This is a genomic window from Rhizobium sp. 2YAF20 (assembly GCF_052114685.1).
In the GTDB taxonomy this organism is placed as follows: Bacteria; Pseudomonadota; Alphaproteobacteria; order Rhizobiales; family Rhizobiaceae; genus Rhizobium.
The window spans coordinates 24,094-44,995 of the sequence record NZ_JBFRFF010000028.1 but is presented as its reverse complement, the minus strand read 5'-3'; the positions used below and the strand labels follow the sequence as shown (position 1 = coordinate 44,995).

Annotated in this window: 26 protein-coding genes and 3 pseudogenes; 16 read left to right on the top strand and 13 right to left on the bottom strand. The window is 61.4% G+C overall.

The features are described 5' to 3' along the window. Positions 1-45: 45 nt before the first annotated feature. A complete protein-coding gene (locus tag AB4Z52_RS25280; protein WP_442220642.1) occupies positions 46-567 on the bottom strand; it encodes a DUF6428 family protein in 522 nt (173 codons plus the stop codon). 42 nt (positions 568-609) lie between these two features. Between AB4Z52_RS25280 and AB4Z52_RS25275 the strand changes: the two genes are divergently transcribed. From AB4Z52_RS25275 to arsK, 7 genes are read left to right on the top strand one after another with little or no spacing between them, the layout of a single operon-like run. Then, the gene (locus AB4Z52_RS25275) at positions 610-966 is read left to right on the top strand and encodes an ArsR/SmtB family transcription factor (protein ID WP_442220641.1); all 357 of its coding nucleotides are present in this window, start codon (positions 610-612) and stop codon (positions 964-966) included. Next, positions 963-1,493 (top strand): arsenate reductase ArsC, encoded by a 531-nt coding sequence (locus AB4Z52_RS25270; protein WP_442220640.1) that lies wholly within the window; start codon positions 963-965, stop codon positions 1,491-1,493. The genes AB4Z52_RS25275 and AB4Z52_RS25270 overlap by 4 nt, the downstream gene beginning before the upstream one ends. Next, the gene (gene arsN2 / locus AB4Z52_RS25265; RefSeq protein ID WP_442220639.1) at positions 1,493-1,936 is read left to right on the top strand and encodes an arsenic resistance N-acetyltransferase ArsN2; all 444 of its coding nucleotides are present in this window, start codon (positions 1,493-1,495) and stop codon (positions 1,934-1,936) included. The genes AB4Z52_RS25270 and arsN2 overlap by 1 nt, the downstream gene beginning before the upstream one ends. Beyond that, entirely contained in the window at positions 1,933-2,637 is a 705-nt protein-coding gene (locus AB4Z52_RS25260) for an aquaporin (protein ID WP_442220638.1), read from the top strand. The genes arsN2 and AB4Z52_RS25260 overlap by 4 nt, the downstream gene beginning before the upstream one ends. After that, on the top strand, positions 2,634-3,056 hold the full coding sequence (arsC, locus tag AB4Z52_RS25255; protein WP_442220637.1) for an arsenate reductase (glutaredoxin): 423 nt from the start codon (positions 2,634-2,636) through the stop codon (positions 3,054-3,056). The genes AB4Z52_RS25260 and arsC overlap by 4 nt, the downstream gene beginning before the upstream one ends. Continuing rightward, complete coding sequence (arsH, locus tag AB4Z52_RS25250; RefSeq protein WP_442220636.1) at positions 3,013-3,756, top strand: arsenical resistance protein ArsH; 744 nt, start codon at positions 3,013-3,015, stop codon at positions 3,754-3,756. The genes arsC and arsH overlap by 44 nt, the downstream gene beginning before the upstream one ends. Next, positions 3,753-4,988 (top strand): arsenite efflux MFS transporter ArsK, encoded by a 1,236-nt coding sequence (gene arsK / locus AB4Z52_RS25245; RefSeq protein ID WP_442220635.1) that lies wholly within the window; start codon positions 3,753-3,755, stop codon positions 4,986-4,988. The genes arsH and arsK overlap by 4 nt, the downstream gene beginning before the upstream one ends. Positions 4,989-5,032: 44 nt before the next feature. Here the strand turns inward: arsK and AB4Z52_RS25240 are convergent, their stop codons facing one another. Further along, positions 5,033-5,836 (bottom strand): sulfite exporter TauE/SafE family protein, encoded by an 804-nt coding sequence (locus tag AB4Z52_RS25240; protein ID WP_442220634.1) that lies wholly within the window; start codon positions 5,834-5,836, stop codon positions 5,033-5,035. Between the two features lie 151 nt (positions 5,837-5,987). Here AB4Z52_RS25240 and AB4Z52_RS25235 point away from each other — a divergent pair, with 151 nt between their 5' ends. Continuing rightward, the gene (locus tag AB4Z52_RS25235) at positions 5,988-6,251 is read left to right on the top strand and encodes an HIT family protein (protein ID WP_442220633.1); all 264 of its coding nucleotides are present in this window, start codon (positions 5,988-5,990) and stop codon (positions 6,249-6,251) included. 126 nt (positions 6,252-6,377) lie between these two features. Here the strand turns inward: AB4Z52_RS25235 and scpB are convergent. Then, positions 6,378-7,052: pseudogene (gene scpB, locus AB4Z52_RS25230) on the bottom strand (SMC-Scp complex subunit ScpB). A gap of 3 nt (positions 7,053-7,055) precedes the next feature. Then, positions 7,056-7,727 (bottom strand): annotated as a pseudogene (locus AB4Z52_RS25225) (DUF1403 family protein); the annotation flags it as partial. On the opposite strand from AB4Z52_RS25225, the pseudogene AB4Z52_RS25220 reads away from it, so the two are divergent. Then, positions 7,697-7,834, top strand: a pseudogene (locus AB4Z52_RS25220) (integrase); the annotation flags it as partial. The pseudogenes AB4Z52_RS25225 and AB4Z52_RS25220 sit on opposite strands and share 31 nt — an antisense overlap. Positions 7,835-7,900: 66 nt before the next feature. On the opposite strand, the gene AB4Z52_RS25215 reads toward AB4Z52_RS25220, so the two are convergent. After that, positions 7,901-8,344 carry a MerR family transcriptional regulator gene (locus tag AB4Z52_RS25215; protein ID WP_442220632.1) on the bottom strand — a complete coding sequence of 148 codons (444 nt, stop codon included), beginning with the start codon at positions 8,342-8,344 and terminating at the stop codon, positions 7,901-7,903. A 74-nt stretch (positions 8,345-8,418) separates the two neighbouring features. Between AB4Z52_RS25215 and AB4Z52_RS25210 the strand changes: the two genes are divergently transcribed. From AB4Z52_RS25210 to AB4Z52_RS25195, 4 genes are read left to right on the top strand one after another with little or no spacing between them, the layout of a single operon-like run. After that, a complete protein-coding gene (locus AB4Z52_RS25210; RefSeq protein WP_442220631.1) occupies positions 8,419-9,021 on the top strand; it encodes a hypothetical protein in 603 nt (200 codons plus the stop codon). After that, the gene (locus AB4Z52_RS25205) at positions 9,018-9,401 is read left to right on the top strand and encodes a thioredoxin family protein (protein WP_442220630.1); all 384 of its coding nucleotides are present in this window, start codon (positions 9,018-9,020) and stop codon (positions 9,399-9,401) included. Before AB4Z52_RS25210 ends, AB4Z52_RS25205 begins: the two co-directional genes overlap by 4 nt. Positions 9,402-9,405: 4 nt before the next feature. After that, the gene (locus AB4Z52_RS25200) at positions 9,406-10,113 is read left to right on the top strand and encodes a cytochrome c biogenesis CcdA family protein (RefSeq protein WP_442220629.1); all 708 of its coding nucleotides are present in this window, start codon (positions 9,406-9,408) and stop codon (positions 10,111-10,113) included. A 54-nt stretch (positions 10,114-10,167) separates the two neighbouring features. Continuing rightward, on the top strand, positions 10,168-10,491 hold the full coding sequence (locus tag AB4Z52_RS25195; RefSeq protein WP_442220628.1) for a YnfA family protein: 324 nt from the start codon (positions 10,168-10,170) through the stop codon (positions 10,489-10,491). A 228-nt stretch (positions 10,492-10,719) separates the two neighbouring features. Here the strand turns inward: AB4Z52_RS25195 and AB4Z52_RS25190 are convergent, their stop codons facing one another. From AB4Z52_RS25190 to cbiE, 3 genes are all read right to left on the bottom strand, one after another. Next, complete coding sequence (locus tag AB4Z52_RS25190) at positions 10,720-11,040, bottom strand: hypothetical protein (protein ID WP_442220627.1); 321 nt, start codon at positions 11,038-11,040, stop codon at positions 10,720-10,722. A gap of 256 nt (positions 11,041-11,296) precedes the next feature. Then, the gene (gene cobM / locus AB4Z52_RS25185) at positions 11,297-12,055 is read right to left on the bottom strand and encodes a precorrin-4 C(11)-methyltransferase (protein ID WP_442220626.1); all 759 of its coding nucleotides are present in this window, start codon (positions 12,053-12,055) and stop codon (positions 11,297-11,299) included. Positions 12,056-12,058: 3 nt separating this feature from the next. Beyond that, positions 12,059-13,306, bottom strand: coding sequence for a precorrin-6y C5,15-methyltransferase (decarboxylating) subunit CbiE (cbiE, locus tag AB4Z52_RS25180; protein ID WP_442220625.1), 1,248 nt, complete (start codon positions 13,304-13,306; stop codon positions 12,059-12,061). On the opposite strand from cbiE, the gene AB4Z52_RS25175 reads away from it, so the two are divergent. Then, the gene (locus tag AB4Z52_RS25175) at positions 13,305-14,075 is read left to right on the top strand and encodes a cobalt-precorrin-6A reductase (protein WP_442220624.1); all 771 of its coding nucleotides are present in this window, start codon (positions 13,305-13,307) and stop codon (positions 14,073-14,075) included. The two genes, cbiE and AB4Z52_RS25175, sit on opposite strands and share 2 nt — an antisense overlap. On the opposite strand, the gene AB4Z52_RS25170 is transcribed toward AB4Z52_RS25175, so the two are convergent. The 5 genes from AB4Z52_RS25170 to cobF all read right to left on the bottom strand — a co-directional run bounded on the left by AB4Z52_RS25170 (position 14,039) and on the right by cobF (position 18,440). Continuing rightward, the gene (locus tag AB4Z52_RS25170; protein ID WP_442220623.1) at positions 14,039-14,803 is read right to left on the bottom strand and encodes a precorrin-3B C(17)-methyltransferase; all 765 of its coding nucleotides are present in this window, start codon (positions 14,801-14,803) and stop codon (positions 14,039-14,041) included. The two genes, AB4Z52_RS25175 and AB4Z52_RS25170, sit on opposite strands and share 37 nt — an antisense overlap. Then, the gene (locus AB4Z52_RS25165; protein WP_442220622.1) at positions 14,800-15,537 is read right to left on the bottom strand and encodes a precorrin-2 C(20)-methyltransferase; all 738 of its coding nucleotides are present in this window, start codon (positions 15,535-15,537) and stop codon (positions 14,800-14,802) included. Before AB4Z52_RS25165 ends, AB4Z52_RS25170 begins: the two co-directional genes overlap by 4 nt. Beyond that, on the bottom strand, positions 15,534-16,166 hold the full coding sequence (locus AB4Z52_RS25160) for a precorrin-8X methylmutase (protein ID WP_442220621.1): 633 nt from the start codon (positions 16,164-16,166) through the stop codon (positions 15,534-15,536). The genes AB4Z52_RS25165 and AB4Z52_RS25160 overlap by 4 nt, the downstream gene beginning before the upstream one ends. 2 nt (positions 16,167-16,168) lie before the next feature. After that, the gene (gene cobG, locus AB4Z52_RS25155) at positions 16,169-17,581 is read right to left on the bottom strand and encodes a precorrin-3B synthase (protein WP_442220620.1); all 1,413 of its coding nucleotides are present in this window, start codon (positions 17,579-17,581) and stop codon (positions 16,169-16,171) included. 88 nt (positions 17,582-17,669) lie between these two features. Continuing rightward, positions 17,670-18,440, bottom strand: coding sequence for a precorrin-6A synthase (deacetylating) (cobF, locus tag AB4Z52_RS25150; protein WP_442220619.1), 771 nt, complete (start codon positions 18,438-18,440; stop codon positions 17,670-17,672). 200 nt (positions 18,441-18,640) lie between these two features. Between cobF and repA the strand changes: the two genes are divergently transcribed. Together repA and repB are read left to right on the top strand one after the other, a co-directional pair. Next, positions 18,641-19,840: a plasmid partitioning protein RepA gene (repA, locus tag AB4Z52_RS25145; protein ID WP_442220683.1), complete on the top strand. Its 1,200-nt coding sequence runs from the start codon at positions 18,641-18,643 to the stop codon at positions 19,838-19,840. Next, on the top strand, positions 19,837-20,832 hold the full coding sequence (gene repB / locus AB4Z52_RS25140) for a plasmid partitioning protein RepB (protein WP_442220618.1): 996 nt from the start codon (positions 19,837-19,839) through the stop codon (positions 20,830-20,832). The genes repA and repB overlap by 4 nt, the downstream gene beginning before the upstream one ends. Positions 20,833-20,902 lie beyond the last annotated feature (70 nt).

Here is a 20,902-nt window from a genome sequence, read left to right as displayed (position 1 = left end):
TCCAGCCGATCGCCCTTCGTTGTGATTAAGGCCATCGGCAGAAAGCTAGGCGCAGCAGGCGCTCTTTCCGACCGAAGGTCCACAGCAGGTGGATGTTTGGGCTTGTTCGGCGAGCCACCGGTCGCGCGGCTTGCAGCTTGCCGGCCGAGGCGAAAGGTCGACATGGACGGCGCCGGCGCGGAGCGTCGGCACTGCCGCGCAATAGAGCTGCATCGGCTTCACGCCGTCGCTGACCTCAAACGTCAGCTTGGCCGAATCATCGAGTTTCACATGCTGCGTAACCTTGCGGATGATCGCATCGAACTTGCCGGCCGGCATATGGGTGCAGTCATCTTCTTCGATATCCCAAACCTGAATGAAGATCTCGCTCCAGGCTTCCGGATTGGCGCCGCAGTCGAGAGCCGAGAACTGGCCGGCCTTGACCTCGGTGACATGATAGCCGGGCTTCACCGGCTGACCGTCATAGTAAAAGACCAACGGAGAATCCTCGGCGCCTGAGAGAATGCTCATCAGCTCGCCGAGGCTGATATCGTTCTTCTGCATTTTGCTGTTGTCGATGGCGTTCACTTGCGCTAATCCTCGTTTCAATCATTCAAGGATTGTTGAAATATGGACCAACGTCAAGCCCTGATCGCATTCGGCGCATTGTCCCAGGAGACGCGACTGCACGTCATTCGAATGCTTGTCGTCGCCGGCCCTGAAGGCATGGCGGCTGGTGCGATCGCGGAGAAGCTCGAAGTCTCGCCGTCCAATGTCTCCTTCCACCTGAAGGAGCTGGAACGGTCGGGGCTGATTGCCCAGCAGCGGGAATCGCGCTCGATCATCTACACGGCGAATTATGAAGCGCTTGGCGGCCTTGTCCGCTTCCTGATGGAAGACTGCTGTTCCGGTCATCCGGAAATATGCGCCCCGGCCGCCGAGGTTGCGGCCTGCTGCACCCCTACAATGGAGGAGAAACTGCAATGACCACAGACCGCGTTTACAACGTGCTCTTTCTCTGCACGGGCAATTCTGCCCGTTCGATCTTGGCCGAATCCATCCTGAATACGGAAGGCAAAGGCCGCTTCAAGGCCTATTCAGCCGGTAGTCAGCCGAAGGGCGAGGTCAATCCGCATGCCCTCAAAGAGCTTGTGACCCTCGGCTATCAATCGACGGGCTTCCGCTCGAAAAGCTGGGATGAGTTCGCAGAAGCCGGCGCTCCGGAAATGGATTTCATTTTCACGGTCTGCGACAGCGCCGCCGGCGAGGCCTGCCCGGTCTGGATCGGCCATCCGATGACCGCTCATTGGGGCATCGAAGACCCCGCTGCCGTCGAAGGCAGTGAGATCGAGAAGAGCCGCGCCTTCGTGCAGGCCGCCCGCTTCCTGAAGAATCGCATCATGTCCTTCATAAGCCTGCCGATCGCCTCGATCGACAAGCTCGCCCTGGAAACGCACCTGCGCCAGATCGGCACGATGGAAGGCGCCAGCATCAAGCAGTCCAAGGCGAGCTGATGAGCGTCGATTTGAACCAACAGCCCTTGGAAGGCGATGACGAAAGCCTGCGTGCCGCACTTTCTGGCGCCGGGCTTCCGATCGATGACCTGACAGACGCCGGCCGAAGCTTCTTCCGATTTTCGCGTGACGGCGAGACGGTCGGCTTCGGCGGGCTGGAACTTTACGGCGAGGCCGCACTCCTGCGGTCTATCGTCGTGCTCTCCGATCGGCAGGGTTTCGGTTTCGGCCATGCGATCACCCTTGGCTTGCTCAACCAGGCCCATCGGAGGGGTGCGGGCGCTGCCTATCTGCTGACGGAATCGGCAGCCCCCTTCTTCCAATCGCTCGGCTTTCGCCCGATTGCCCGCGATGAAGCGCCGTCTGAAATCCTGACGACGCGGCAGGCCGCAAGCCTCTGCCCGGCATCGGCCGTCCTGATGGTGCGGAGCCTGCTGGCATGAGCGCGGTATTTCCGCTATCGCGCCGGCTGGTCGCCGAAGCGCTCGGCACGCTGCTGCTTGTTGCGACCGTCGTTGGTTCCGGCATCATGGCCGACAAGCTGACGGACGATACGGCACTTGCGCTGCTCGGCAACACGCTGGCAACCGGGGCAATGCTCGTCGTGCTGATTACCATCCTCGGGCCGATTTCCGGGGCGCATTTTAACCCGGTCGTATCGATGGTCTTCGCGCTCAGGCGGGAACTGTCCGGCTCTTCCCTTCCGGCCTACATCGCAGCGCAGATCGTCGGCGGCATTGCCGGTACCGTGCTTGCCCATGGCATGTTCGCGCTGCCGCTGCTGCAGGCTTCGGAAACCGTGCGCACCGGCGGGGCGCAGTGGCTCGCCGAGGTGACGGCGACCTTCGGCCTCGTCTTCGTCATCCTTTCGGGCATCCGCTTTCGCGCTGATGCCGTGGCGTGGCTGGTCGGCCTCTATATCACAGCCGCCTACTGGTTCACCGCATCCACGTCGTTCGCCAATCCGGCCGTGGCCATTGCCCGGTCGCTGACCAACACCTTTTCTGGCATCCGGCCGATCGATCTGCCGGGCTTTGTCGTCGCTGAAATCTCCGGCGCCCTGCTGGCGCTGATGCTCGCGGGCTGGCTGCTGATAGACGCCCGCAACCCTGAAACCCTCACCAAGACGGAAACCGCCCCATGAACGTAACGATCTATCACAACCCTGAATGCGGTACCTCGCGCAATACGCTGGCGATGATTCAGAACGCCGGCATTGAGCCCAACGTTATCGAATATCTGAAAACCCCGCCGTCGCGCGAAGAACTGGTGAAGATGATTGCCGATGCCGGTTTAAGCGTTCGCGAGGCGATCCGCGAGAAAGGCACGCCCTATGCCGAGCTCGGCCTCGACAACCCCGATTTGACGGACGAGCAATTGCTCGATGCGATGCTGAAAGACCCGATCCTGATCAATCGGCCGTTCGTCATCACCCCGCTCGGCGCGCGCCTTGCCCGGCCGTCCGAGGTCGTGCTGGAAATCCTGCCGGAAACGCATCAGGGCGCCTTCACCAAGGAAGATGGTGAGAAGGTATTGGACGCCGAGGGCAAGCGCATTGTCTGATCTGCCCGCCGTCTCCCCAGTGCACCTGCACCAACTCGACATGGAGGCACTGCGGCCGCCGTTCTCGACGCACAAGCCGCGCATTCTGATCCTCTATGGCTCGCTGCGCGTGGTCTCCTACAGCCGCTTGCTGGCGCAGGAAGCCGGACGGTTGCTGGAACATTTTGGCTGCGAAGTGCGGATCTTCAATCCCGAAGGCCTGCCGCTTCCCGACGCCGCGCCGGTAACACATCCGAAGGTGCAGGAACTGCGTGATTTGTCGGCCTGGTCGGAAGGCCAGGTCTGGGTCAGTCCGGAGCGCCATGGTGCGATGACCGGCATCATGAAGGCGCAGATCGACTGGATCCCGCTTTCGGTGGGATCGGTCCGGCCGACCCAGGGCAAGACGCTGGCGGTGATGCAGGTCTCTGGCGGCTCGCAGTCGTTCAATGCCATCAATCAGCTGCGGGTTCTCGGCCGCTGGATGCGGATGATCACCATCCCGAACCAGTCGTCGGTGGCGAAGGCTTTCCAGGAGTTCGACGCCGACGGCCGCATGAAACCCTCTTCCTATTACGATCGCGTCGTCGACGTTTGCGAGGAACTGGTGAAGTTCACCTGGCTGACGCGCGATGCATCCGACTACCTCACTGACCGCTACAGCGAGCGGAAAGAGGAGGCCGAAAAGCTCGAACAACGCGTGAGTCTCAAATCCATATGAGCACGACCCTCGCCGAGAAGCCGCCTGTCGCCGCAATCCTTGCGCTCGGTCTGACGCAGATCATCGGCTACGGATCGCTCTATTATAGCTTCAGCATTCTCGCGCCTGCCATGGCGCGGGATTTGAACTGGTCGTCGGAATGGATTTTTGGCGCATTGTCCGCCGCTCTCCTGATCGGTGGTCTCGCCGCGCCGACGACGGGCAAGAGGATCGACCGTTTTGGCGCTGGCCGTGTGATGACGTGCGGCTCGGCGATCGCCGCCGCTGCCCTTGTGGCTTGCGCCTTCTCTTCCGGTAAGGTCGCCTTCGTCGCGGCGCTGATCGCCATCGAGACGGCATCCAATCTGGTGCAATATGGAGCCGCCTTCGCACTGCTCGTACAGATCAAGCCGAAGGTCGCGCAACGCAGCATCACCTATCTCACGCTGATCGCAGGGTTTGCTTCGACGATCTTCTGGCCGATTACGAGCGCACTTCACGCGCATATGTCATGGCAGGCGGTCTATCTGATCTTTGCGGCTCTCAATCTTCTGGTTTGCCTTCCCACCCATGCGTGGTTGTCGCGCAGCGTCAGCGAAACCCGCAAACGGGATAAAGGCGAAACGGTGAAGCACGTCGAACCGAGCCTTCCGCCATCGGTGCGTACACCAGCATTCATCCTGATGGTCATGGGCTTTGCCCTGGAAAGCTTCGTCAACGCGGCACTGCTCGTGCACATGGTTCCCGTTCTCTCCGGGCTCGGGCTTGGAGCCATGGCAGTGATGGTCGGAACGCTGTTTGGTCCGTCGCAGGTGCTGAGCCGCTTCACCAATATGGTCTTCGGCGGCGGTCTGTCGCAGTTGACGCTGGCGTTGATCTCCGCCGTGTTGCTGCCGGCGGCGCTGGCCATCCTAATCGTCACCGCCCCCTCGGTTCCAGGCGCAGTGGCGTTCGCGGTCGTCTTCGGTCTCGGCTCCGGGCTGAGCAGCATCGTCCAGGGCACTCTGCCGCTGGCGCTGTTCGGTAGCGAGGGTTACGGCCAACGACAGGGACAAGTGTTGGCGATCCGATTGGTGATCTCGTCGGCCGCGCCATTCGTCCTGGCGTTCCTGATGGAGAACATCGGGGTGCTGTGGTCGCTCTCGGTTGCGGCCGTGATTGGTGCCATTGCCGTGGTCGCGTTCATCGCGATTGGCCGGTTAGCGCACCTGCTCGACCGATCGCGTCACACTCTCGGTCGCGCTGAGACCTGATCTTTTCCAGCTCCTTTGGGACCGGCCGGATGTTTGCCAGGCGCCTAGTGCCGCCAGACTTTTACTGCCGAGATCAGCAGGATGACCGCCAGGGCGGGCAGCAATATCGCGTTGGGGACGATGCCAAGCAGCAGGCCGCCGATAAACGTGCCGACGATCGATCCGGCAGCCATGATGAGCAGCAAAGCCTTGTTGCGGCCGATGACGGAAAAGCTCTGGTCGCGACTGTAGCGGGTGAAGCCGACCAGCATCGTGGGCAGGCTCACCGCGAGCGAGAGGCTACCGGCGAGCTTGATGTCCGCGCCGAACAGGAGGACGAGCGTCGGGATCAGCAGCTCGCCGCCTGCGACACCCAGGAGTGCGGCGACAATGCCGATGATGAAACCAGCGATAACTCCGGCAATCATCTGGGCTACGCCCGTCAGCAGCGGTTGGCCCGCTGTGGCATGGTGGCCCAACATCAGGACGATGGCGATCGCCACCAGCATAATGGCGATGACCTTGTAGAGTGTCTCCGATCGGAGTCTTGTTGCCCAGCCTGCGCCGAACCAGGCGCCGATCAGGCTTCCCGCGAGGAGGTTGAGAACGATCGGCCAGTTATCGGCTATGGCGCCGAAGGGAACGGTACCCGCCCGGAAGGGAAGCGCGGTCGCGACGACGACGAGGCTCATGGCCTTGTTGAGGATCACCGCCTCCAGGGCTGCGAAATTAAAGAACCCGATCAGGATCGGAAGGCGAAACTCGGCGCCTCCAAGACCTATGAGGCCGCCGAGGGCACCAATAATGGCGCCTCCACCGAAAGCAGCAGCGGGATGACGGGGAAGTGATGTGTTGGCGGCGTCAGTCATGGGCGATATGTATGCACAAATATCACGAGGCTGGACAGTCGGAATGACAGAGGGAAACACAGAAAATTGTCGTCGTTGTCTTGCGAATGGTTTGTCTGATTCGGAGCCGGCGGCAAGCAATCGGTCCCAATACCTCATGCTGAAGCCGACCATGCCGAACCCGTCCGCGATGGTCATTCCCTACCGGCACGTCGAGACGCCGTTCCAGTTCACACCGGAGGAATGGGCCGACCTCGGTGAGATGCTGGCGGAAGCGAAACGCCGACTCGACCAGTTCCGGCCGGATGGGTTCACGATCGGATGGAATGTCGGGGCGACCGGCGGCCAGCATATCTTCCATGCGCATATGCATGTGGTGTGTCGCTACGAAAAAGATCCGAGGGCTGGCCAGGGAATTCGTGACTTCTTGCGGTGAAGTGTCATCACCGATGGACGCTCAGCTAGCCCGCGCCTCACATGACGACATTGGGCAGGCTGAAGCACGCCTCGATCCCGATTCTTGTCATCGTCGAGATCGCCGGCTTCGCGAGCCTTGTTCTTCTTAGCTGTCGTCGGCGTCCTGGTCGACTGGTTCATCCTGCTCGTCCGAGGCTATCGGGATATCGTCGTCGAGCAGCATGTCCTTGCTGAGCAGTCCGGCATCCTCGAGCGCTTCGATGTTCAGCAAATCGCGCAGGGTCTCAAGCCCGAACTGCGACAGGAAGGTCTTTGTCGTCACCAGCGTGTAGGGTGCGCCCGGCTGCGGGCTGCGGGGACCGGAGGACACGAAGCCGAGCGATCGGAGATGGGCGATCGTGTCGCGGCTGACCTCCTTGCCGGTGATCTTCGAGATTTGGCCGCGTGTGACAGGTTGGTGATAGGCGACGATCGCCAGCACCAGCAGATCGGCCGGCGACAGCGAGCGCCCCTACTGCTGGGAACCGGTGACGCTGCGGATCGCATCGGCGAACCGGCTTCGGGTCCGGTGCTGGCAGCCGCCGGCCACCGAAACCAGTTCGTAAGGGCGGTCACGCAGTTCCTCGCGGATGTCGTCGATCAGCAGGTCGATGCTGCAGTCGCGTCCGACCAGGAGGGCGAGCATCTCGCGCGCCACCGGCTCGGCCGACGCGAAGATTGCCGCCTCGACTCGCCCCATCCACTCGCGCCATCGCAGTGCCTCCGGCAAATCTACAAGTTCGGTGTCGAGCCCCTCTGTCGGTCGCGGTCGCCGCCCCATCATCTATAACCCGTATAGCCGGGAGGTGGACCGGCCGGTGAGCTCGCGCGCGCCGCCGAGCGCCACCAGGCGATCGAACAACCGTCGGCTCGAACGGTCACTCGTCGTCTTCCCGGTTTTCGCCGGCTGTGCGTTCTCGCTGATCAGAATCGCCACCGTCGTATCGGCATCCTTGCTGCGTAACTGCGGCGCCACATCGAACAGGCGCGATGTCCTGCGGCAAAGATCGGCGTAAAGATCCACGGCAGCAGCGGCACCACGGGCGTAGGCAAAATGGAAGCCTTCGACCCAGGCCTCCGCCCTGCCCTCCCGCAGCGCCCGCCAGTCGTGTGCTCGCAACATGCTTGACAATAGCGGCACTGGCGCCGGCCAGCCGAGCCGCCGGGCCGCATCCGCCAGCCACATGGCCAGCGGTCGGGCATCGGGCCGGCGACGGCTGACGTCCAGTGCCGTCGAGGCGGCCGCCCGCACCACGTCGCCCACACCGCTGCTATTGCCGACCGCAATTTCGATTGCGAGCGTCAGAGACGGGTCCTCCGCAAGCTCGAATAGTGCCGGCAGGCGTGTCGGCCACTGCTCTGGGCGCATCGCTCGCGGCTCACCCAGGGCGCGGAACGTGCCGAGCAGCCGACCGGCGGGGCCAGAATCTTGCCTCTTCGGCCGAGGTGGACGAACGCTATGTGCAGAAGCAGCTCGGCCATGCCTCCGCCGAGATGACGCGGCGCTATCAGCGGCGGCGCGACCGGTTTCGGGTCAATCTCACCAAGGTATCCGGGCTCTAACGGCCCTCCCCTGCCCCAAATGAAGCGGGCAGCTCAAGTTCGGGCATTTCAGAGGAGCGGATCACGTCAGCCGCAGCAGCTTTTGGTCTGCGCCGTTGCCATGTCCTTGACAATCACGCAGTCGCTGCCCGGTCCGCCGGCACAGGCGTCATCGCAGCGCGTGACGAAACCCTGCAGACGGGTCTCCAACGCGCGCAGTTCGACCATCCTGGCGCGGACCTCATCAAGATGCGCCTGGGCGATATCTCGCGTCTCGACACAGTCCCGCTCGGTGCTGATCGACAGATCCACCAGCACACGAACCTGTTCGATGCTGAAGCCGAAGTCACGGCACTGCTTGATGAAGGTCAGCCGGCCGATGTCGGATTCGTCGTAGTTGCGCTGGCCGCTTGCCGTCCGGTTTGCAGTCGGCAGAAGTCCTATTTCCTCGTAGTAGCGGATCGTCGGCGTACTGGTCCCCGTCGCCTTGGCAAGGGCGCCGATGGTGAACACGCGGATGTGAACGTTCATGGCAGATTATCTCCTTGCCCTTCAAGTTACTTGAAGGAGTAGGCTTCGACCAGCCTGAAAATGGGAGGTCGAGGATGAATGCCGGATTTAAGTTGACAGGTGCTGCGGTTGCGGCCTGTGCCGCGTGCTGCGCGGTCAGCGTCGTGCCGCTGGTGCTCGCCAGCACCAGCACCAGCGCTGTTCTGGTCGGCAGCGCTCTTGTCAAATGGGGCGCCGTAGCGGTTCTGCTTGTTGTGCCTGCAGCCGGCCTGTTGCTGCTGTCACGCCGCAAGGCTGCGCCACAGGCCACCCTTGAAAACCAGATGGCTGCAAACGGCTGTGGCTGCGGCTCTTGCAGCACCGACGTCAAGCAAGAGGCACCGATTGCCTGCAGGCTCGACGCCAACGAATTCAAGGCCCGGACCGAGCTCATCCGCACGCTGACGTCGCGCCATCTTCGCCAGGCAAGCCGAACCGCCCTGCGCCTGAACCTGACCTATGCGCCCGAAGCGCTGTCCGAGGTCCGGGACCTGGTGCGGATGGAGCAAGCTTGCTGTGCCTTCCTGACCTTCGATCTGACGCACGACGCCACTGGCGTATTCGTCACCATCACCGCGCCACAGGCCGCAGCTGCTGCTGCCGACGACCTGTTTACACACTTTGCCCCTGCATCCTTTACCATGGAGACTTCAGCATGAACCGCCGCCACATTCTTCTTTCCTTCGCCGCTATCACCCTCGCGATCGCAACACCGATGTTTGCTGCCGGCAACGACCCACTGCCAGGCTTCAAGGAGGCAGTTGCAGCCGGCGGTCCGGTCCTCGTCCACGTCACCGCGCCCTGGTGCGGGGAATGCAGACTCCAAAAGCCGGTCGTTGCCAAGCTTCTCGGCACGCCTGATTTCAAGGAGATGAGAGAGTTCAAGGTTGATTTTGATACGCAGAAGGACGCGCTGAAACTGCTGCACGTCCAGATGCAAAGCACATTGATCGTCTATAAGGGCGGCAAGGAGGTCGACCGGATGACCGGCAAGACCAACCCGGCCGTGATCGAGGCAATCATGCGCAAGGCGCTGTAAGTCGATGCTGCTCGCGCTGCTCGCCGGTATCCTCTCTATCCTGTCGCCCTGTGTTCTGCCGCTTGTCCCCGTCGTGCTGACCGGTGCCGTGGCGGAACATCGGCTTGCGCCGCTGGCCTTGGCCGCCGGCGTGGCGCTATCCTTCACGGCGATCGGTCTGTTCGTTGCCACGATCGGATTCTCGATCGGCCTGGACATGACAGTCTTCCGCGCCGTCGCGGCCGTGCTGCTGGTCGTTGTCGGCGCGGTGCTGGCTGTGCCGCGTCTGCAAACTGGCTTTGCCACCGCGGCGGGACCCGCGAGCGACTGGACGCAAAACCGCTTCAGAGGGCTGTCCACCTCGGGCATCTCGGGGCAGTTCGGTGTGGGCCTGCTCCTCGGCGCTGTCTGGACGCCATGCGTCGGCCCCACGCTGGGTGCCGCCTCGATCATGGCGGCCAGGGGCGAAAATCTCAGCACGGTCGCTTTGACCATGCTGGCATTCGGCATCGGCACCGGCTTGCCATTGCTGTTGCTATCGGCGCTGTCGCGCGCAGCGCTGCTTCGCTGGCGCGGGCGCATGATGAGCACAGCCAGCGGTCTCAAAATGGCGCTCGGCGTGCTGCTCATTCTTGCCGGCGCTATGACGCTCACCGGCTTCGACCGTACGGTCCAAACAGCCCTGCTTGACGCCCTGCCGAACTGGGTGCTGTCCCTCACCACTGCCATCTGAATAGCCAACCTAAGTGTCTGGCGCCGCCTCCCGAATTGTGAAAATGTGACAGGCATGTTGACCTTATTTGCATATGTGGGCGCGGCCCTCGCTGAAATCGCCGGCTGCTTCGCCTTCTGGGCCTGGCTGCGGCTGGACAAGTCTCCGTGGTGGCTGGCGCCCGGCATGCTGTCGCTCGCGGTGTTCGCTTACCTGCTGACCCTCGTCGACAGTGAGGCCGCCGGGCGCACGTATGCGGCCTATGGGGGCGTCTATATCGTCGCCGCAATCTTTTGGCTTTGGGCGATCGAAGGCCACCGCCCCGACCGCTGGGATCTGACCGGCGGAATGGTCTGCCTGATCGGCGCCGGCATTATCCTGGCCGGGCCACGACCTTGAGGCAATACGGTCGAGCACGCCATGTCAGGTCCGAATAGCCCGCAATTCGAACGTCGACGCGACCGCTTCCAGGTCAATTTCACCGGGCCATCCGGGCTTTGAAAGGTGCCCTCCCTTCCCCGCGGGAAGCCCTTAGGTCGAATAGTGAGGGCTGAAATTTCAGCTTAGCGCTTCAATTGAAATCGGGAGTTAAAAGCCACATCGGCATTCGTCACGACGGCGAACTGATCAGCCTTTTCTCGAAAACGGCACCAGCTTGCCGCTCTGCAATTCGACAGCGCGCTTTTCTTTCTGCAGCAATTGCGGCGAGACATTCCATTGGCAACCGTTGTCGCCATGCACCGTCACCGTTTTGCGGTTCCGACGGATGACAATCCCGGCCTGCGTTTGCCCACTGTTGTCTTTGAACACCACGCGCTCGCCGATCGATAGTTCAAGTAACGCGTGCGTCGTCTTCTGCTGATGCAGAAAGTGAAGCCGATCAACGACCGCATCGTGTAATGCGATCAGTTCCGCTTCACTCAGGTCTCCAAGCTCGATCCGGTGCATCATGGGCCTCCGTTCACCGCGATCGTCTCCCCGAAACTTTCCCAATGCAACGCCGATCAGCGGCTACCCACAGTATCCTTCAGCCAGCTATCATTCGGCTTTGCCACCCGTTCTGCCCCACGTACCGCAAGACGCCCGAGGACGCCGCGATCTACCTCTTTGTCACAAAGAAAGAGTTTCCTTATAAGGAAGCTAACTGACAGTTTTCTTCCGCCACCGACCGGCGGCGCGCTTTGACATGCGGCAGCCACTCCCATCACTCCCGACCCCTAAATCGCCGCTGATAGGCAGGGTCATAGAGCGAACTTTCGCGAAACTCGTCAGCGGCGAGCGATGGGCCGACGAAAATGATCGCGGTGCGCTCGATTGGTGCTTTGATGACCTTCTCTTCGATATCGGCCAGCGTTCCGAGGACAATGCGCTCGTCTGGCCAGGACGCCTTGACGACGATCGCAACCGGGCAGTCGGGGCCGTAGAGCGGCGCCAGTTCTGCCACGACCTGATGAAGCGCGTGGATGGCGAGATGAATGGCAAGCGTTGCGCCGGTCGCGCCGAATTTCGCAAGGGATTCGTTGCCGGGCATCGGCGATGCCCGCCCGGAAACACGCGTCAGAACAAGGCTTTGGGCGATGGCGGGGATCGTCAGTTCGCGGCCAAGGGCAGACGCTGCAGCGGCAAAGGCCGGAACGCCAGGGGTCAGCGTATACTCGATGCCGTGCTTCTGAAGTCGGCGTATCTGTTCGGCGACGGCGCTCCAGACCGAGAGGTCGCCGGAATGAAGCCGGGCGATATCGTCGCCGGAAGCGGCTGCCTTCAAATATTCGCCCTCGATCTCATCGAGCGACATTGGTGCAGTATCGACGATACGGGCACCCGGCGGGCAATATCGCAGCAAGTCCGGCGAAACGATCGAACCGGCATAAAGGCACACGGGGCAGGCGGCGATCAGGTCGCGGCCGCGCACGGTGATGAGATCCGCAGCACCTGGGCCTGCGCCGATGAAATGCACCGTCATTTGTTATCCTCTTTGCTCAAGCGGTTTGACCCAGGACCACTGCGTCACCGGCATTGCCGGGCGCCATCCGGTCATGGTTCCGACCGGGGCCGCGCGGGCAATATCGATGCGGGTCAGCAATCCACCGCGACGCGCCTGTTGCGCAAGCAGGATCGCCTCCATTTCGGTCGTTACGGCATTGGCAACCAGCCGGCCACCGGCCCTCAAGGCCGAAATAGCGGCATCGACGACGCCGGGATCGCTGCCGCCACCGCCGATAAAGATCGCGTCCGGGCTTTGAAGTGCGGCGAGCGCCGCCGGTGCCTCGCCTTCGACGATGACAAGGCCGGGAACGCCGAAATTGCCGGCATTTCTTCGAATACGCTCGGCTCGATCTTTTGACGCTTCGACGGCAATTGCCCGCATGGATGGATGCGCCAACATCCACTCGATGCCGATCGAGCCGGATCCGGCCCCGATATCCCAGAGGAGTTCGCCGTGGCGCGGTGCGAGAGCCGACAGCGTCAGCGCCCGGATTTCACGCTTGGTTATCTGTCCGTCATGCTCGAAAAGAGCGTCAGGCAGGCCCGCCGCGAAAGATTGGATGCGAGCCCTGTCCCCTGCGACGACGTCAACGGCGCAAACATTCAGCGGATCGACCTCAATCAGCGAAAATTCATCGGCAGTTTGGGCTGACAGCCTCTCCCGCGGGCCGCCCAGTGCCTCCAACACAGTCAAACGCGACAATCCGAAGCCTGCCCCGTCGAGCAGTCTTGCAAGCTGCGCTGGCCCTTCCCCATCCGAAGTCAGGGCCAGAATTTTCCGACCGTCGTGAAGGTATGGTCGGATCAGATCCAGCGGCCGGCCGTGAAGCGAAAGGGTCGCGACATCCTGCAACGGCCAACCAAGACGAGAGGCGGCCAGGCTGAAGGCGGAAGGTGCGGGGAAGACGTTCATTTCGCCCGGCTCGACAAAACGCACCAAGGTGGCGCCAATGCCGTAGAAAAATGGGTCACCGGAGGCAAGAACGACCGTCGGCGTCCCACGCCTTGCCAGGACGATATCGATCGAACGCTCTATCGGGCTGAGCCAGCTGTGGCCCTTACCTTTCATGAAGGTAGACACAAGCTGCAGATGACGCGCGCCACCGAAGACGACGGGCGCATCCGAAATCAGCGTCCTTGCCGCATTGCCAAGTCCGGCTGGACCGTCCTCACCAAGGCCGATAATGGTGAGCCATCTTTTTGAAGAGACAGAAGGCGTTTCAGACATGGGCAAGATCCGCATTCTGATCCTGGGCGGCACGACGGAGGCGCGGATGCTTGCGCGAGCGCTCTCCGTTCGATTGGACCTTGACGTTATGCTCTCGCTTGCCGGCAGGACCCTGGATCCCCTGCCCCAGCCGGTTTTCGTGCGTTTTGGCGGCTTCGGCGGCGTTGAAGGCCTCGTGGCCTTTCTGCAGCGGGAACGGATCGACCTCATGGTCGACGCCACCCACCCTTTCGCCGAAAGGATCTCGACAAACGCCGGCGCGGCGGTCAGGCGCGCTCAAGTGTCGGCATTTTCCTTGCGCCGCGCCGCCTGGTCGCCTGTCGAAGGTGACCGCTGGCTTGCGGTCAAGACCGTAAGAGCGGCGATCGCCGCGCTCGGCACGTTCCCCCGCCGTGTCTTTCTGGCGATTGGCCGCCAGGAAGCAGACGTTGCGAATGCCGCGCCCATCCATCATTATCTTGTCCGCAGCGTTGACCCGGTCGATCCGCCGCTCGGCGCACCTTACGTGGAATATATCCTCGCCAGGGGGCCGTTTGCCCTCGTGGCGGAGCTGCGCCTTTTGCAAGATCACCGCATCGACGCCGTCGTCACAAAGAACAGCGGCGGCACGGCGACCTACGCAAAGATCGAAGCTGCCCGCGCACTCGGCTTGGAAGTCGTGATGGTCGAGCGCGCGCCCGCCGGCGATATGCCTGTCGTCGAAACCGTAGAGGCTGCGCTCTCCCATATCGATCACCTGATCCGCGTGGAGATAAAGCGTGGAGTATAGACGAGGTCTGTTCCGGCCGGCCGGTGTATGACGCGGGTTTCGGCCGAGCCTATGATCACGCATGTCGCCATATCGGCCATGGACGCGTCGGCGTCCTTGAGAGACCTGACGGCAATCCGCTCGTCGTTGCGACCCGCTGCCCGTCCGAAGATGACGGGCGTTTCAGCGGGAAGGATTGTGCGCAGGATCTCGAACGCCTGTCCGAGTTGCCATGGCCGCGCCTTGCTGATCGGATTGTAAAGCGCAATGACGAGACCTGCCTGTGCCGTCAGCCTCAGGCGGTTTTCGATAATATCCCAGGGCTTTAGGTTGTCAGATAGGGAGATCGCGCAGAAATCGTGGCCAAGCGGAGCGCCAATGCGAGCGGCAACTGCCAGCATGGCGGTTATCCCTGGCACAATGACGAGATCGACCGCCTTCCACGCCTCAGGCCCCTGGTCGATCGCCTCGCAAACGGCAGCAGCCATGGCGAATACACCGGGGTCTCCACCCGAGACGACGCAGACGCTTGCGCCTGCTGCCGCACGCTGCAGTGCTGCCTTCGCCCTGTCCAGTTCCTCGCGATTGTCGGAGACGTTGCAAGCCTGATCTGGCCGAAGCGACAGGCGATCGAGATAGGGGCCGTATCCGAAAAACTCACCGGACTCTGCCACGGCCGACCTGGCTTCCGGCGTCATCTGGTCCGGGTGACCGGGACCGGTGCCGATGACGAAGAGACGCCCACTCATGATTTCTCTTTCCAGCCGGGAACGAGGATCAGCGAAAAATAGGGCGCCTCGCTATCGTCGCGCTCGCAAAGCCGGATCATCGCTTCGTTCTTCATCGTGCCGCGCTCGACATAGACGGCTTCACCCAGTCTTTTCGATGCTTCGAGCGCGCGCCGGATCTTCGGCAGATTGCGCCCGACCTTCATGATAACCGCAGCCTCGGTGTCGCGAAGGCGCCGCGCAAGCTCCGCTTCGTCCATCGTGCCTGGAAGAACGCAGAGGACGTCGTCGCCCTGCACGATCGGTACGCCGGCAAGCGACCAGCAGCCCGACATCGCCGTTATGCCGGGGATGACCTCGGCTGAATAGCGCGCTGCGAGCCGCACATGCAGATGCATGTAGGACCCATAAAACAGCGGATCGCCTTCACTGAGAATGGCAACCGTTCTTCCCGCGTCGAGATGATCGGCAACCGATTTTGCCGACGCGTTGTAGAAGTCGGCAATCTGGCTCTTGTAGCCGCTTTCCTCTCTCCCGATCTCCGTCGTGACGGGATAATAGAGCGGCAGCAGCGTCACGTCGGGTCTCAACAGATGCTCGACCACGGCCCGTCCGTTGCCGTTGCGGCCCTGTTTGGCGAAATAGGCGACGACATCCGCACACTCCAATGCCCTGACTGCCTTGATCGTCAATAGCTCGGGATCGCCCGGCCCCGTGCCGACGCCGATCAATCTTCCGACTTTGCCCGCGGTCATAGGCCGCGCCTTGCAAGGGCGTTGATCGCTGCCGCGGTAATCGCGCTGCCGCCCAAGCGGCCGCGCACGATTGCATAGGGAACGCCATAGGAATTTTCGGCAAGCGCATCTTTTGATTCGGCCGCGCCGACGAAGCCGACCGGCATGCCGATGATGGCCGCGGGCTTGGGCGCTCCGTCGCGCAACATCTCGAGCAGATGGAAAAGTGCTGTTGGCGCATTGCCGATCGCAACGATGGCTCCGGCCATGCGGCTGCCCCACAGGTGCATCGCGGCGGCAGAACGGGTATTGCCATGCTGCTTGGCAAGCTCGAATGTGCGCGGATCATGCAGCGTGCAGATCACCTCGTTTGCAGAGGGCAGCCTGGCGCGGGTAACGCCATGAGCGACCATCTCAGCATCGCAGAAAACCGGGGCGCCACCGCTCAGCGCGGTCCGAGCCGCATCGACGAAGTCGCTCGAGAAGGTAAAATGCGCCGCCGCCTCGACCAATCCGCAAGCGTGGATCATCCGCACGGCGACCTCCTTCTCCTCGTCCGAGAACCGCGAAAGGTCGGCTTCGCCTCGAATGATCGCGAAGGAGCGCTCATAGATGGCGTTCCCCTCGCGGATATAATCGTATTCCGGCATTCCTACCCCTGTCGTAGCGCTGTGACGATATCGTCGGCCGCCAGCCGTTTAAGGCAGGCACTCACCGATTCGCCAGCGTCTTTCTTATCATGAACCAATCGAGCCACCGCCTGGAGGGCCGATTGAAGGCCGTTCTTGCCGATATAGGCCAGAGGCTTTGCCGATGCGACCCCGTTTACGACAAGTCCATAGCCTGTTGGCGTACCGACGACGGCAATATCAGCTGAGCTGGGATGGGCGCAGCCTTTCGGACAGCCGGAAAAGTGGAGCCTGATGCTGCCGTCGAGCAGTTCGCCCGCCACGCAGAGGAATTCTGTTGCTGCCGTCTTGGTGTGATACAGGCCGGAGGCGCAAGCACCCTCGCCGGCACAGGCCGAGATGGCTTTGGCTACGTCCTGCGGATCGATCAGAAGCCCAAAGTTGGCCGCGGCCAACTGCAGCGCTCTTGCTGTTTTCTCGTCCAATCCAAGCACCAGCATCGTATGGCCAGGCGCCACCCGGACCTCCTGCGCCCCATGGCTCTCGGCAATATTTGCCACCGCGATCAACTCTGCAGCACGGATTTGTCCAAAACCAAGTCCAAGGCCCAGCACGACTTGGCCACAGGCAAGATGATGGAGCCCCACCGGTGATTGCGCATTTATCACAAATTCGGCCGGGATGGCAGCGCAGGATAACAGGCGGGATATCGCCTCGACATCAAGATCTCGTCCCCTGGCGCCATGCCCGAGGCTCGCCACGGCTTTCAGCATATCGAGTACAGCTGGAATTGCATCCGCCTGCGGCACCGTCCCGACATACCGGGCGGTTTGCGCCGTTCCGCCAATCGCCACGTTCCACGCCGGCGCTTCCTTCGCTCTGTGGACCGCCTTCAGCCGAATATCAGCCGACAGCCCGTCAAGGCCGAGCAGCCCACCGCCGTCAACGACGATGGTGAACTTTGGCGCCAGCAGAAGTGGCGTCTCGAGCCCTGCGATCGTCTGGCGGAGGCTTGTGGCCAGCGCGCGCGCATCAGCTATCTGATGGGGGTCAATATCTGAAAGGGGTGGAACCTCAATCGTCAAGCCGGTTTCGGCGATGATGCCTGCGCGGCTGATTTCGTCCGAAAGCGGCCCGATAGTCCGAGATTTCAACCCGCGCAGCTGCAGATTGCCGCGTGCAGTGATCTCGATGATGCCGTTGCCATGCCGTCCTGCCGCTTCGGCAAGCAGCCGCAACTGGGAAAACGTCAAGCCAGCGCTCGTCGGGCGCAACCTGACAAGAAGCCCGTCGCCGGTCATCATCGGCGTTGAAAGCGAGGGGCAGGCTCCCCTTGCATAGGAGGAGGACGGCGTGGAGATATCGGATGCGCATACCGGGGCAATCCAAGAGCCGGCGCTGGCATCCTCGAATATCTGCCCGTTGATGACGGTCATGCGAACATCCTTCCTAGAGATGTCCTTACATGATCCCGCAAGGCTGGCAAATAGTTTGACCCTCGGGCGACGCATGCCGCGCGGCGTGTCATTCCTCGAAATCGCGGCCCTTGCGCAGCAGATAGATATCCATGATCCACCCGTGCCGCTCTCTTGCTGCCGCGCGCGTGGCAATGATCTCTTCGCAGACATCCTCCAATCGCCCGGCGATCAGGATCTCGTCCGGCGTTCCAACATAGGCGCCCCAATAGATGTAGGCGTCTGGATCGTCGATCTTTGCAAATGCCTGCTCTCCGTCCAGCATGACGACCGCATTGTCCGCAAGCCCGGGGAGACTTTCCGCCAGACGCCGGCCGGTGGTAATCTGGACAGGTTTGCCAACGAGGTTGAGAGGGATGCGATGGCTGGCCGTCAGGGCCTGGATACTCGTGATGCCTGGAATGACGCTATAGTCAAAGGCCACATTGCCCCATGCCTTGACGCGCTCGACAATCCGGATGGTGCTGTCGTAGAGGCTCGGATCGCCCCAGACCAGGAATGCAGCAACACCGTCGTCGGGGACGTTCTCCAGCAAAAGATGCTCATAGGTGGAAGCGATGCCGCCGTGCCATGCATCGACACTTTGAGCGTAACTGTGGCCGGTGGTGTCCCGGGCCGCGACGTCGTAGTCGATGATGCGGACGTTGGGGGCGATTATGTAGAGCGAGCAGATCTCTTTCCTGACATCGGCGAGCTTGGTTTTGACTTCGCCCTTCGAGGGCACAAAAACGACTTGGGCCTTGTTCAGGGCATTGATCGCCTGCACCGTCATGTGCTCTGGATTGCCCGATCCGATACCGATGATATAGAGATGTTTCACGTTTTGACCCTCGCTCCACCCGCTGTTTGCCGGAAGCCCGCTGTCATTTCAAGAGCCGTTGCTGCTCCTCGATCACTTCCGAACGGTCGATTTCGGCCCTAAAGCCGGCGATATTGCATGCCAATGCCGAATCGTGTCATTTCTAATACGCTTTTTGACGATATGCTGACAAAAAAGCGCATCGAAAAGGAATGAGTGTTTTGGACACCTTAGGCGTATCACCCACGGACGTGAGAATTGAACGACACGCGACACAGCTGTCGCGGCAGCTCAAGCTTCTGCGGGAAAAACTCTTCCCGCCTTTGTCGCAAAAGGCGCTACGTACTTTCACGTCAGGCGAGGCCGCTCAGATGGTCGGCGTCTCCGACGGCTATTTAAGGCAGCTCTCACTTGATGGCAAAGGACCGTCCCCGGAAACGACCACAAGCGGACGGCGTTCCTATACGCTTGGTCAGATCAACGAGCTTCGCCAGCATATGGCAAAGGTTAAGCCGAAGGACGCCGGCAACTACGTTCCGCGGCGACGCGCCGGCGAAAAGCTGCAGACGATCGCTGTGACCAATTTTAAGGGTGGCTCGGCAAAGACGACGACGACGTTGTACCTTGCGGAATATCTGGCGCTTTGCGGATACCGTGTCCTGGCAATCGATCTCGACCCCCAGGCATCCCTGTCGTCGATGCTCGGTTTGCAGCCGGAATTCGATCTGGAAGAAGGTGATACGCTTTACGGCGCCATCCGCTATGACGAGAGCCGCAAACCGCTGCGTGATATTATCCGCAAGACCTATTTCGACGGTCTCGATCTCGTGCCGGGCAACCTGGAACTGATGGAGTTCGAGCACGAAACGCCACGGGCGCTTTCCGATCGTCAGCGCTCCAACGGCGAGATGTTTTTCAAGCGCGTCGGCATGGCCATTGGCGAGGTCGAGGATGACTACGACATCGTCGTCATCGACTGCCCACCGCAGCTCGGCTATCTCACGCTTGGTGCGGTCTGCGCGGCAACCTCGCTGCTTATCACCATTCATCCGCAGATGGTCGACGTCGCGTCAATGTCGCAGTTCCTGCTGATGACGTCGGATCTGCTATCGGTCGTGCGCAAAGCCGGCGGCGACCTGCAGCACGACTTCATCAAATACATAGTTACGCGCCATGAACCCTTCGACGCACCGCAGTCCCAGATCGTCGCCCTGCTGCGAAGCCTGTTTAGCGACGACGTTCTGACTGCGACGATCCTGAAGTCAACGGCAATCGCCGATGCGGGTCTGACGAAACAGACCCTTTACGAGATCGAGCGCGGGCAGGTCAGGCGTTCGACCTACGATCGGGCATTGGAATCCGTGAACGCGGCCAATGGCGAAGTCCTGGCAAGCATCCATAAAGCGTGGGGGCGCACATGAGCAGACGCGACCGACTAAAGGGTCTCTTCAACGACACTGCCCAGGAGTTGGCCGCGGCCAACTTCGATGTTTCGGCGCGCGGTCCGGCAGGCCCCGTACGCTCCATGGCGTTGACGCTCGGGCGGATGGAGGAAGAGACGAAGGCGATGCAGGAGGCCCTGCTCTCCGGAGAAAGGATCGTCGAACTTGATCCGGATCTGGTCGATGTCTCGTTCATCCGGGATCGTCTCGGCGATGTCACGCTCGACATGGACGACGAGCTCGTGCAGTCGATTGCCGAGAACGGCCAGGAAGTTCCCATTCTCGTTCGCAATCATCCAATATCCGAAGGACGGTATCAGATAGCCTATGGGCACCGTCGTCTACAGGCCGTCAAACTACTCGGCCGCAAGGTCTTTGCGATCGTTCGCAAGCTCGACGATGTCGATGTGGTCATCGCTCAAGGCATCGAAAACTCCGCGCGGCGCAACCTTTCCTACATCGAGCGGGCAATCTTCGCTGTCAACCTCGAAAAAAGCGGTTTTGACCGCCCAGTCATCATGCGGGCGCTTGCCACGGACAAGACAGAGCTCTCCAAATTAATCTTTGTCGCAAGGGCGGTGCCGGCAGATATCGTCAAGGCCATCGGCGCGTCACCCGGGATAGGACGACGCAAGTGGATTGCATTGGCGCAGTCGATGACCGAGCAGGCCGTCGCTAAACTTTATAAGCTGGTCGCCACCGAAGCCTTCGAAAAGATCGAATCAGATCAGCGCTTCGAGATGGTCGTCAGCGAATTGACCCGTAGGCCGGTGAAAGCCGAGCCCACTGAATATGAGTGGAAGCCGAAAACCGGCGAGGCCATCCGTGGCGTCATCAAGGCCAGCGGTACGTCGTTCACCTTGGCGCTGAAAACAGCTGATGCACCGGCGTTCGGCGACTTCCTCTCAAGCCGTTTGGATGAGCTCTTTGAAGCTTACCGATCCGACAAATCGAAGAAAGCAGGAGACTAAACCGCAAAAGAAAAAAGCCTCCGAACGTTGCCGTCGCGGAAGCCTTTCTCATATCTGGACAATCTGAGAT